This is a genomic window from Sulfitobacter delicatus, assembly GCF_900102535.1.
GTDB classification, from domain to species: Bacteria; Pseudomonadota; Alphaproteobacteria; order Rhodobacterales; family Rhodobacteraceae; genus Sulfitobacter; species Sulfitobacter delicatus.
The window spans coordinates 159013-170304 of sequence record NZ_FNBP01000008.1 but is presented as its reverse complement, the minus strand read 5'-3'; the positions used below and the strand labels follow the sequence as shown (position 1 = coordinate 170304).

The window sequence follows — 11292 nt, the reverse complement described above, 5'->3', positions numbered from 1 at the left end:
CGCTTGGGCGAGAAGTTGACCTATATCCATCGTCAATGGAACGGGCTGCAAACCTTCCTGCACGACGGTCGGGTCGAGATCGACTCCAATGCCGTCGAGAACCTAATCCGCCCAATTGCCCTGACGCGAAAGAATGTGCTTTTTGCCGGCCACGACGAAGGTGGTCGCGCCTGGGGCCGCATTGCATCTCTCATTGCCACGGCGAAGGTCAATGATGTCGAACCGTTCGCATACCTCAAAGCCACCCTCGAAGCGATTGCGTTAGGTCATCCTGCCAATCGCATCGACGACCTTCTTCCGTGGAATTTCCAGCCGTTAAGCTGATCTCAAGTGCCGCGTAGCCGCCGCTTACGCTTGGATTGAGAATCGCGCCCTTGCATCCACACTTACACATAAACATGGAAAGCGTTGATAGAACTCTGGTTGGAAGACATCTCCAGACCTTGGGTATCTAACTGCCTGACCTCTGGTGAGAAGACAGGTCCGAAAGAAGAGACGCACACTGGCCACCTGGCCGGCCTGATTCCCACCCGCAAGAGAATATCGCTTTCGCAACAGTTTCTCGGCGGTCCGGCACGCACGGGTTGTTTTCGCAGTGACCTTCCTCAGCGCCCTCCAAAACAGATCAGATAGAGATTATCGAGCTCTATGCTCTGTATTTCGCCTCGAACTCATAGCCATAGCTTGTGCGACCCGCGCTGCTCGGCGCGAGACTGTAAGTGGCATCGCGCAAGAAATCCATTAGCGAAGCCGGGTCGGTCGCAAATCGCGAAATCTCTTGAGGCGCGATCGGATCACCGATCTCCAACTTCACGGGTTTGTCGGTGCGACGATGGAATTCCTTGACAAGAAGCGCCATGCGAAGTGTGTAGTTCAGATGACTGGCAAGCTGAAACAACTGTGAGTTACTTCCATCGAAAAAGACGGGCACGACCGTAGCGCCTGACTTTGCAATCATTCGCGCTGTAAAACGACGCCACACCGGATCCATCGGGCGTTTGAATGGCCTCGCAGAAGTAGAGACGGTGCCGCCTGGAAACACCCCGATCGCGCCGCCGCCGCGCAGGAATTCAAGCGCTGCTGCACGGCTGTTCAAATTGAGTTTGATCGCGTCGTCCGACTGATCGAAACAAATTGGAAGGACCGCTCGCTGAAGATCCGGGGCATTTCCGAAAACACTGTTCGCCAAGATCCGGAAGTCACCCCGCCTTAGAGCAAGGAGGTAACCCAGTATCATCCCGTCAAGTATGCCGAAGGGATGGTTGGCAACGACCACCAGAGGGCCGCTGGCGGGAATATTCGCAACACGGCCGGCGATCACATCGAGGCTTATGCCATAGCGCTCGATCATAATCTGCCAAAAATCACCACCCCGGGCGAGATCGTCGTGATATCCTCTGGCACGACGGATAAGCCCCAAGCGTCCGGTGGCGTTCTCGACGACTTTGATCAAGGCTCGGCCTGAGCGAGTCTGTGCAGAGCCTGAGTACGAAATATCAGCTGTACTGTTGTTCATCTTCGCGATGCGCTTTCTGACGTGGTCCCGTACCGCACCTATCAGAGTGTCGTAACAATCTTATGACGCGCCTGAAATCTATGGCACTGCAACTGGTGGTGGCTGGAAGCGTCCGCGCATTTCATCAGACTGTCACAAGGAGCGCCTATCTTGCAGTTGTCCTGGGGGCGGCGCACGAAGTCTGTTTCAGCATGAAGTCATTTTACTCCGCTCTGCTTTCACGGCACCCATTGCCCCGGTCGTACGGTATTTGCTCTCCCACCACCTGATACGCGTCCGGATTGGTGTCCAAGCTCATCTCGGTTTCGCTCAAGGGGTGACGCCTGGGAAAAAGCAGCCATTCGGACCCTGGCCAAGGTAGCCAAAACCGACGCCCAATTTGGCCTCGTCCCCCCGCATGCCCATTGGTTCCCGAAAAACTCGCGCGTCACAAAAGTTTCGCGAAGCTTAAACAGTCGTGACATACGAAGCTGCGATAGCTTGTCCCGCAAACCCGGGGGACTCATGCTCGTCATTTCTGAACTCACCAAAACATTCGGCGCGAACACGGCGGTGGCCCGTGCCAATCTGAAGGTCGATAGACCGCAGATGATCGGCATCATCGGACGCTCAGGCGCGGGAAAATCTACTCTGCTGCGGATGCTTAACCGGCTAACCGATGCCTCCTCGGGGCAAATCCTGTTCCAAGGGCGCGATGTGACAGCGCTGCGTGGTGCCGCGCGGCGTGGCTGGCAGGCGGAATGCGCCATGATCTTTCAGCAATTCAATCTCGTTCCGCGGATGGACGTGGTCTCGAACGTGCTGCACGGCACGCTCAACCGCCGCTCGGTGCTCGGCAGCATCTTCAACCTCTACCCAGATGCCGACATCACCCGCGCGATCGAGATTCTGGACCGGCTGGGAATGGCGCGGCACGCGCCCAAACGGGCCGAAGCCCTCTCCGGCGGGCAGCAACAGCGTGTCGCCATCGCCAGAGCGCTGATGCAAGACCCGCGGATCATTCTGGCCGATGAACCCATCGCCAGCCTCGACCCAATGAACGCTCAGGTGGTGATGCAGACACTGCGCCGCATTCACGAGGAAGACGGTCGGATGGTCATAGCAAACCTGCACACGCTGGATACCGCCCGTCGCTATTGCGACCGCGTGGTGGGGATGCGCGACGGTCAGATCGTCTTTGACGGCACCCCGGAACAGCTGACCACGGGCATGGCCCGCGAAATCTACGGTGCGGGCGGCAGCTTTTCCGAAGCCGCCACCTCCACCGAGATCGAAACGCTGGACAAAGTGCCAGCCTGACACAACCCGCCCCATGGGGCATTTCATCGAGAACGGAGACGACCCTATGAAAAAGCTCATCGCCGCCGCTTTGGCCACCACGGCCCTGTCCGGTGCCGCAATGGCACAGAGTGCCGAAATCAACGAATTCCGCATCGGTATCCTCGGCGGGGAAAACGCTCAGGACCGGATGAATTCCTATGAATGTCTGCGCGGATACACCGAAGAGCGCCTTGGCGTGCCGACAAAACTCTTTGCCCCGGCTGACTACAACGGCGTGATCCAGGGCCTGCTGGGCGGGACACTGGATATGGCGTGGCTCGGCGCCTCGGCCTATGCCGCCGTCTACCTCCAGGACGCCGAAGCGGTGGAGCCGGTTCTGGTCAAGATCAACCTTGATGGCTCCTTCGGCTACCACTCCATCGGTTTCGCACGCAGAGACGCTGGCATCAGCAATCTCGAAGATATGAGCGGCAAGGTCTTCGGATTTGGTGATCCGAACTCTACCTCCGGTTACCTGATCCCCTCCATCGAAATTCCCCAGACAACCGGTGCCACAATGGAATCCGACGCCTACTTTGGCGAGGTGAAATTCACCGGCGGGCACGAGCAAACTATCGTCGCGGTCAACAATGGTGACGTCGACGGCGGCGTTACCTGGGCCGACGGCCAGGGCAACTGGGAAGACGGCTACAACTCCGGCGCGCTGCGCAAGGCGGTGGATGCAGGCCTCGTCGACATGAACGATTTGGTCGAGATCTGGCGCTCCAAGCCGATTCCCGAAGGCCCTGTGGTGCTGCGCAAAGCCCTGCCCGACGACGTCAAAGCGACCATGACGCAACTGGTCGACGAACTTCACGAAAAAGACCCGGATTGCGCCTATGGCGTGGCGGCAGGCGAAAGCCTTGGCTTCGATCCAATCGACCACGAAGCCTATGTCTCCATCGTCGAAGCGCGCAAGGCGAAATCCAACTGATCGTAGAGATCACGATACATCTGGCAGGTCCCGGCAGTTCGTGTCGGGGCCTGTCGTCATAGGGGGACGACAGATGCACCAGAACACCACCGCGCCAGATATCACGTCCGATTACCTTGCCCATACCCGACAAAAGCGGGTGATGAATATGATCCTGCTGATCGTTTTTGTGGCCCTGCTGATCGGCGGCTTCGGCACCGCCAATGCCCGCAACGCAGGCGGGTTCTGGAACGGGCTGCCCAATGTCTTTGACTTCCCTGCCGATGTGCTGGGCGAGGCATGGGAACGCATCCATCTGCTGCCCAGCTACTTCGTGAAATACCTTCCCTCCCTGATTGAGACGGTCAACATCGCCGGGGCTGCCACGCTGATTGGGGCGCTTTTCGCGTTTTTCGCCGCTCTTCTGGCGACCCGCGGCTTGGCCCCCGCCCCTCGGCTTGTCGGCCCGCTGCGCCGTTTGCTCGACGTGCTGCGGGCCGTGCCCGAGATCGTCATCGCGCTTGTGTTGATCTTCTTGTTGGGCGGTGGTCCGGTGCCCGCCATGATCGCAATCGCGCTGCATACAGTGGGCGCCCTTGGCAAGCTTTTCTCCGAAGTGAACGAGAACGCCTCTCTCAAACCGGTGGACGGGCTTGAATCCGTGGGCGCCGGCTGGCTGCAACGCATGGTGCTGGGCGTGGTGCCGCAGGTCGCGCCCAACTACCTGTCTTACGCGCTGCTTCGGTTCGAGATCAACATTCGGGCCTCCGCCATTCTCGGCTTCGTCGGCGCGGGCGGCATTGGCTATGACCTGCGCAACACGATGTCCTGGGGCCAGGGCAAGTTCGACGAAGCGGCAGCGATTTTCCTGCTCATCTTCGGCACCATCATCATCGTTGACCAGGTTTCGAGCCATTTCCGGAACCGGCTGACCCACGGCCGCGCCTATGAGGACAAGGGAGCCATCCTGTGACCGATCTCACCGCTTCCAATTCAACCACCCGGCAAACCGCCCACCGCAGCTTTCGCCATAAACGCATTGCCGCTCTGACCGCACCCGTACTGATCTTGGCATATCTGACCTATGTCTTCGTGGCATTCGACGTCGCCGGCTTGGGGGACAGGATCAACGTTTCCAACATGAAAACGCTTGTGGCCGACAGCTACAGCTACAAGACCCATGTCGCCCGCGACAACCGCAATGGCGAGATGGAAATCGCCATCGAAGGTGAGCGCAAGGGCCGCTACGCGCCAGGCCAGGCGCCGAGCTGGGTCAGCTTGGGCGAGACGACACGTGTCGAACTGGGCAATGGCCATGTCGTCGAACTGGGGCCTGAAGTGACCTATGACGTGCCGGGATACGGGCTGATTACCGCCACTCCGGGGCGCAGCGGCGTCAACGCCACCCTACCCGAAAGCCCGCTACCTGAGTGGATCAACGCCTCGAAGAACCGCCTTGCTGTCACCACCGACGCGGGCCGACTGACGATCACCCGCAATCGCGCCGAAGTCTTTCGCTACTTCAATGGGTGGGAGCTGTTCTTTTTCACTCTCGACAGCCCCTACTATGGCCTGTCCCCGCTGGAACTGTTGCGCAGCGGCGACTACGGGGCAATCTGGCAGGATTTCTGGACAAACAAGATGTGGCGTCACGGCGACGTCGTCTGGGCGCTGGTCGAGACGGTACTGATGGCTTTCCTCGGCACCTTCGGTGCGGCGATGATTGCCCTGCCGCTGGGTTTTTTGGCGGCCAAGAACTTCTCACCCCTGGGAGGCCTGCGCTTTGCGGCGCGGCGTCTGTTCGACTTCCTGCGCGGTGTCGACGGGCTGATCTGGACCATCGTCCTGTCTCGCGCTTTCGGGCCCGGTCCGTTGACCGGATCGTTGGCGATCCTGCTGACGGACACCGGCACCTTCGGGAAGATCTTTTCGGAGGCGCTGGAGAATGTGGACGACAAACAGATCGAGGGCATTGCCTCGACCGGGGCCGCCCCTGTGCAGCGCTACCGCTTCGGCGTGATCCCGCAGATCACCCCGGTACTGCTGAGCCAAGTACTCTATTATCTGGAATCGAATACCCGCTCGGCCACGATCATCGGCGCGATCACCGGGGGCGGCATTGGTCTCTTGTTAACCCAAGCGATCATCACCCAGAAGGACTGGGAAGAAGTCAGCTATTACATTGTTCTCATCATTCTGATGGTTGTGGCGATGGACAGCTTCTCGGGCTGGCTGCGCCGCAAGCTGATCTCGGGCACCGAGGCGGGCCACTGATGGCACGTCTTAAACCCGATATGCCCTTTCTTCACCCGGACTGCGAGGTCAAGGACACGCAATTCGGGCGCTATGTCGAGATCGGGCGCGGCAGCCGCCTTAACCATTCCAGCATCGGTGATTACTCCTATTGTGACCGCTGGTGCGACATCGCCAATACGCAGGTCGGCAAGTTCAGCAATATCGCCGCCAGCGTGCGCATCGGTGCGACGGATCACCCCATGGAGAAGGCCAGACTGCACCATTTCCACTACCGGGCAGGCGACTATTTCGACGGCGCTGAGGACGATGCAGCTTGGTTCGCCCTGCGCCGCAGCCGCCGCACGGTGATCGGCCACGACACATGGCTGGGCCACGGCGCGCAAGTGCGGCCCGAGGTCAGCATCGGCCATGGAGCAGTGGTGGCGGGCGGGGCCATCGTCACCCGCGATGTCGCCCCCTACATGATTGTCGCGGGCATCCCCGCCAAACCTCTGCGCCCTCGCTTCTCCGAAGACGTCGCCGCACGGATGGAGGAGATGGCGTGGTGGGATTGGCCCCATGAGCGCTTGGAGACGTCGTTGCAAGACTTCCAAACTTTGGCAGCCGAGGCGTTCTTGGAGAAATACGGCTAATCCTCGGGGTTCAACGTCAACGTGACCCGATCGCCGGCAAACCATGTCGTTCCATACTCGACCGGCACGCCTTTCGGGTCGACATTGATCCCCTCGGTGCGCAAGATCGGCGCGCCCTCGGACAAGCGCAGATGAAGGGCTTGGGTGGCATTGGCCAGTTTCGCCGTCAGACGGGTTGAGGCGCGGGTATAGTCCGTCACCCCGCCCGCCGCCAAAGCGGATGTGACGGAGCGGCTGGTCTCGAGCACCGCCAGGAGCTTCGGCAAGCGCGCGGCGGGAAACAGGCTGCGAAAGATCGCGATAGGCTGGTCATCGGCCAGCGACAGACCCTCATAGACATGCACCGGCGCCTTCTCTTCCAGACCCAACTGCACGGCCTCGTGGGCCGATGCCACGCGTGTTTCGAGCGTCAGGATTTCCTTGGCGGGCACACGTCCCGCCGCCGCGAGGTTCTGATGAAAGCGCACCCGTTTGCCGATCGGATATTCCGTCGGCCGCTGCGCCACGAAGACCCCCGCACCCCGGCGGCTATAGGTCAGCCCATGATCGTTCATGTCGCTGATCGCCCGGCGCACCGTGTGGCGGTTTACCCCGAACCGCGCGGAGAGCTGCGCTTCAGTCGGCAACCGATCACCAGGGGCATACTTGCCCGAGGCAATGTCGTGGATCAGCGTTGCGGTGATGTTTTTCCAAATCGCGGTACGGGCCATGTCGCAGAAGTTTCACATTTCCTTGCTTGCGCCGACGGGAGGACAGCGGCTAATAGTTGTATAGTTGTATAGTAATTAGACAAGTATGCAAGGTGTCTAAATGACGGTAGGACCCGACGAAGAAACCCGCGACCGAAAAAAATGGATGGGCCTCCTCGCCCGGGCCGAAGCGGGCGACCTTGCCCGGCTTTGGCAGGACTTAGGACGTGCGCCCGCCCATGACGTGCTCCGCGCGCCCGAGATCGGGGGCATCATGCTGCGCGGTCGCATGGGCGCTGTAGGCGACGCCTTCAACATCGGCGAAATGTCAGTCACGCGCTGTTCGGTTCGGCTCGCGAATGGCCCTGATGGCCACGCCTATGTGCAGGGACGCAGCCGCACAAAGGCGCTGCAGGCCGCCTTGGTTGATGCCCTAATGCAGAGCGGTGCTGCAGATGCGGTTCGCGCCAAACTTCTTAGCCCTCTTGCGGAGATCGAGGCCAAACGCCGCGCCAGCCGCGCTGCCAAGGCCGCCGCCACAAAGGTCGACTTCTTCACCATGGTCCGGGGAGAAGACTGATGCAGAGACCATCGCTTACCGGCGGGTTTCGCGACGCGCCCAAAGACGCCGCATTTGCCTTTCGGGCAGTGATGAACACTATGGCCAAACCAGGTGAGATCAACAGTGTCACCGGCGCCGAACCGCCCGCGGGCCTTTCCATCGCCGCAGGGGTTGTTCTGCTGACGCTCTGCGACCCCGAGACGCCGGTCTACCTTGCGCCGCGCTTTGACCTGCCCGAGGTGCGCGACTGGATTACCTTCCACACCGGCGCGCCTTTCGTTGCGGCCAGCGCGGCGCACTTCGCCTTGGGAACATGGGGGGAACTGCCGCTTGGCGACTTCCCCGTCGGCAGCGCGGCCTATCCGGACCGCTCTGCCACGCTGATCGTCGAGGTGGATGATCTACGAAGCGAAGGTGCAACCCTCTCCGGCCCCGGCATCAAGGACAGCGCGGCGCTGTCGCTGCCCGACCGCGCGGCCATCCAACAGAACGCGGCGCTCTTCCCGCGCGGTTTGGATTTCATTTTTACCTGCGGCGACCGTTTGGCAGCGCTGCCCCGAAGCACAAAGGTGTCCTGATGTATGTAGCGGTGAAAGGCGGAGAGAGGGCGATTGACAACGCCCATGCGTGGCTCGCCGAAGAGCGGCGCGGCGACGCGCGCGTGCCGGAACTGAGCGTCGCGCAAATTCGCGAGCAGATGACATTAGCGGTGAACCGGGTGATGGCCGAAGGCTCGCTTTATGATCCGGACCTCGCCGCACTTGCGATCAAACAGGCACGTGGCGATCTGATTGAAGCCGTGTTCCTGATCCGCGCCTATCGCACCACCCTGCCGCGGTTCGGAGCCTCTCGCCCAATGGATACCGCGGCAATGGCCTGCGACCGTCGCGTCTCGGCCACCTTCAAGGACGCCCCGGGCGGCCAGGTGCTGGGGCCGACATTCGACTACACCCACCGCTTGCTGGACTTCAAGCTCGCCGCCGATGGCGAGGTCCCCTTCGCCCCCGAATTGGCCGATGCGGAGCCATCCAAAGACACGCCGCACATCATGGAGTTCCTCGACCGCGAAGGGCTGATGCAGCGCGACACGGACGGCCGAACCCCGCCGCGCGATCTGACCCGCGAGCCGCTGGAACTGCCCGCCACCCGCGATCTGCGCTTGCAAGCGCTGACCCGAGGCGACGAGGGCTTCGTGCTTGGCATGGCTTATTCCACGCAACGTGGCTATGCGCGCAACCATGCCTTCGTCGCGGAACTGCGCATCGGCAAAGTGGCGGTCGAGATGGACATTCCCGAACTGGGCTTCGCCGTTGAGATTGGCGAGGTCGAGCTAACCGAATGCGAAACAGTGAACCAGTTCGCGGGCTCCAAGACCGAGCCCCCGCAGTTTACCCGGGGCTATGGGTTGGTCTTCGGCATGTCAGAGCGCAAAGCGATTTCCATGGCTCTGGTCGATCGGGCCCTCCGCTGGGAGGAATTGGGCGAAGACAACCTCGGCGCGCCTGCACAGGATGCGGAATTCGTTCTGTATCATGCGGATAACATTCAGGCGACAGGATTCTTAGAACATATCAAGCTCCCCCACTACGTCGACTTTCAATCGGAACTCGAACTGATCCGCAAGCTACGCCGTGAAGCGACGGCGGACCGTGGCGCGCACCGCGCGGCGGCGGAATGAGGCTGCCATGACTCAGATCGAACAGGACAAGAATGCACCGGATACCGTCATGAGCGACTACAACTTTGCCTATCTGGACGAACAGACCAAGCGAATGATCCGCCGTGCCATCCTCAAGAGCTTGGCAATCCCGGGTTACCAGGTGCCCTTTGCCAGCCGCGAAATGCCAATGCCCTATGGCTGGGGCACCGGCGGAGTGCAGGTCTCTGCCGCCGTGCTGACGCCGGATGATACACTCAAGGTGATTGATCAGGGGGCGGACGACACGACCAACGCCGTCTCGATCCGTCGCTTCTTTGAAAAGACCGCCGGTGTCGCTGTGACCGAAGCCACTGCAGAGGCCAGCATTATCCAGACCCGGCACCGCATTCCCGAAGCGGAGCTGCGCGAAGATCAGGTGCTGGTCTATCAGGTGCCGATCCCCGAACCACTACGGTTTCTCGAGCCTTCCGAAGTCGAGACCCGAAAGATGCACGAGCTGGAGGAGTACGGGCTAATGCATGTGAAACTCTACGAAGACATCGCCCAGCACGGTGCGATCGCCACGGCCTACGCCTATCCGGTCAAGGTCGAGGGCCGCTATGTCATGGACCCCTCGCCGATCCCCAAATTCGACAATCCAAAACTGGAAATGGCCGCGATCCAACTTTTCGGCGCGGGCCGCGAGCAGCGCATCTATGCGCTGCCGCCCTATACGCAGGTCGTCTCTTTGGATTTCGAGGATTACCCCTTTGAAGCCAGCAAAGCGGATCACCTCTGCGGCCTTTGCGGGGCCGAGGACAGCTATCTTGACGAGTTGATCGTCGATGATGAAGGCGGGCGTTTGTTCATGTGTTCGGACACGGACTATTGCGTTGCGCGCCAAGCCGCCGGGCATCGCGGCTCGGATGCGGCTCCAACTTTGGAGGGCGTGGCATGACTCCCCTGCTACAGGTCGAAGACATCGCGAAGTACTACGGCACCCGGATCGGCTGCACCGGCGTTAGCTTTGACCTCTACCCAGGCGAGGTCATGGGGATCGTGGGGGAGAGCGGGTCGGGCAAATCTACGCTACTTAACACGCTGGCGGGACACCTGACGCCGGATCGCGGGGCGGTGCGGTTCGACACGCGCGCCGATGGGCTGCGCGACACGGTCACGATGAGCGAGCCGGAACGCCGAATGCTATCGCGGACAGATTGGGCCTTCGTCCACCAGCATGCCCGCGACGGGCTGCGCATGAATGTGAGCGCGGGCGGCAATGTGGGGGAGCGGCTGATGGCCGTGGGGGCGCGGCATTACGGCAAGATCCGCGCCACCGCCAGCGATTGGTTGGGACGTGTCGAGATCAATGAAGACCGGATCGATGACCGTCCGGCGTCCTTCTCTGGCGGGATGCAGCAGCGCTTGCAAATTGCCCGTAACCTCGTGACGGGTCCGCGGCTGGTCTTCATGGACGAACCCACCGGCGGGCTCGACGTGAGCGTGCAGGCGCGGCTCTTGGATCTGCTGCGCAATCTGGTGCGCGAGATGGGGCTGAGCGCCATCATCGTGACCCATGATCTGGCCGTGGTGCGGCTATTGGCGGATCGGCTGATGGTGATGAAGGACGGCCATGTGGTGGAATCGGGCCTGACGGATCAAGTGCTGGACGATCCCCAACATGGCTACACGCAGCTTCTCGTCTCAAGCGTGCTTCAGGTCTAACTGCGGAGCTCTCAGCTCAGCAGCCCGAGAAAACAACCAG

General features: G+C 61.0%; 13 protein-coding genes. 11 read left to right on the top strand and 2 right to left on the bottom strand.

The features are described 5' to 3' along the window. Nucleotides 1-324: transposase domain-containing protein (locus BLS57_RS14275; RefSeq protein ID WP_139186650.1), on the top strand; the 324-nt coding region annotated here is incomplete at its 5' end. 322 nt (nt 325-646) lie between these two features. Here BLS57_RS14275 and BLS57_RS14270 read toward each other — a convergent pair. Beyond that, nucleotides 647-1453, bottom strand: a complete 807-nt coding sequence (locus BLS57_RS14270; protein ID WP_341868841.1) for a lysophospholipid acyltransferase family protein — start codon at nt 1451-1453, stop codon at nt 647-649. Nucleotides 1454-2020: 567 nt separating this feature from the next. On the opposite strand from BLS57_RS14270, the gene phnC reads away from it, so the two are divergent. The 5 genes from phnC (at nt 2021) to BLS57_RS14245 (ending at nt 6637) form a co-directional block, all read left to right on the top strand. Continuing rightward, the gene (gene phnC / locus BLS57_RS14265; RefSeq protein ID WP_093743390.1) at nt 2021-2815 is read left to right on the top strand and encodes a phosphonate ABC transporter ATP-binding protein; all 795 of its coding nucleotides are present in this window, start codon (nt 2021-2023) and stop codon (nt 2813-2815) included. A 46-nt stretch (nt 2816-2861) separates the two neighbouring features. Next, nucleotides 2862-3770, top strand: coding sequence for a phosphonate ABC transporter substrate-binding protein (phnD, locus tag BLS57_RS14260; protein WP_093743389.1), 909 nt, complete (start codon nt 2862-2864; stop codon nt 3768-3770). Nucleotides 3771-3843: 73 nt separating this feature from the next. Then, nucleotides 3844-4722 carry a phosphonate ABC transporter, permease protein PhnE gene (phnE, locus tag BLS57_RS14255; protein ID WP_093743388.1) on the top strand — a complete coding sequence of 293 codons (879 nt, stop codon included), beginning with the start codon at nt 3844-3846 and terminating at the stop codon, nt 4720-4722. Further along, complete coding sequence (gene phnE, locus BLS57_RS14250; protein ID WP_208597575.1) at nt 4719-6023, top strand: phosphonate ABC transporter, permease protein PhnE; 1305 nt, start codon at nt 4719-4721, stop codon at nt 6021-6023. Before phnE (BLS57_RS14255) ends, phnE (BLS57_RS14250) begins: the two co-directional genes overlap by 4 nt. Beyond that, nucleotides 6023-6637, top strand: a complete 615-nt coding sequence (locus tag BLS57_RS14245; RefSeq protein ID WP_093743387.1) for an LbetaH domain-containing protein — start codon at nt 6023-6025, stop codon at nt 6635-6637. Before phnE (BLS57_RS14250) ends, BLS57_RS14245 begins: the two co-directional genes overlap by 1 nt. Here BLS57_RS14245 and phnF read toward each other — a convergent pair. Continuing rightward, the gene (gene phnF / locus BLS57_RS14240; RefSeq protein WP_093743386.1) at nt 6634-7347 is read right to left on the bottom strand and encodes a phosphonate metabolism transcriptional regulator PhnF; all 714 of its coding nucleotides are present in this window, start codon (nt 7345-7347) and stop codon (nt 6634-6636) included. The genes BLS57_RS14245 and phnF overlap by 4 nt on opposite strands. Nucleotides 7348-7447: 100 nt before the next feature. On the opposite strand from phnF, the gene phnG reads away from it, so the two are divergent. Genes phnG through phnK form a run of 5 tightly spaced genes read left to right on the top strand, consistent with a single transcriptional unit; the run spans nt 7448 to nt 11252 of the window. After that, nucleotides 7448-7906 carry a phosphonate C-P lyase system protein PhnG gene (gene phnG, locus BLS57_RS14235; protein ID WP_093743385.1) on the top strand — a complete coding sequence of 153 codons (459 nt, stop codon included), beginning with the start codon at nt 7448-7450 and terminating at the stop codon, nt 7904-7906. After that, nucleotides 7906-8466: a phosphonate C-P lyase system protein PhnH gene (phnH, locus tag BLS57_RS14230; RefSeq protein WP_093743384.1), complete on the top strand. Its 561-nt coding sequence runs from the start codon at nt 7906-7908 to the stop codon at nt 8464-8466. Before phnG ends, phnH begins: the two co-directional genes overlap by 1 nt. After that, nucleotides 8466-9566, top strand: a complete 1101-nt coding sequence (locus BLS57_RS14225; RefSeq protein WP_093743383.1) for a carbon-phosphorus lyase complex subunit — start codon at nt 8466-8468, stop codon at nt 9564-9566. Before phnH ends, BLS57_RS14225 begins: the two co-directional genes overlap by 1 nt. Before the next feature lie 49 nt (nt 9567-9615). Then, complete coding sequence (locus tag BLS57_RS14220) at nt 9616-10485, top strand: alpha-D-ribose 1-methylphosphonate 5-phosphate C-P-lyase PhnJ (protein WP_093743396.1); 870 nt, start codon at nt 9616-9618, stop codon at nt 10483-10485. Further along, on the top strand, nt 10482-11252 hold the full coding sequence (phnK, locus tag BLS57_RS14215) for a phosphonate C-P lyase system protein PhnK (RefSeq protein ID WP_093743382.1): 771 nt from the start codon (nt 10482-10484) through the stop codon (nt 11250-11252). The genes BLS57_RS14220 and phnK overlap by 4 nt, the downstream gene beginning before the upstream one ends. Nucleotides 11253-11292 lie beyond the last annotated feature (40 nt).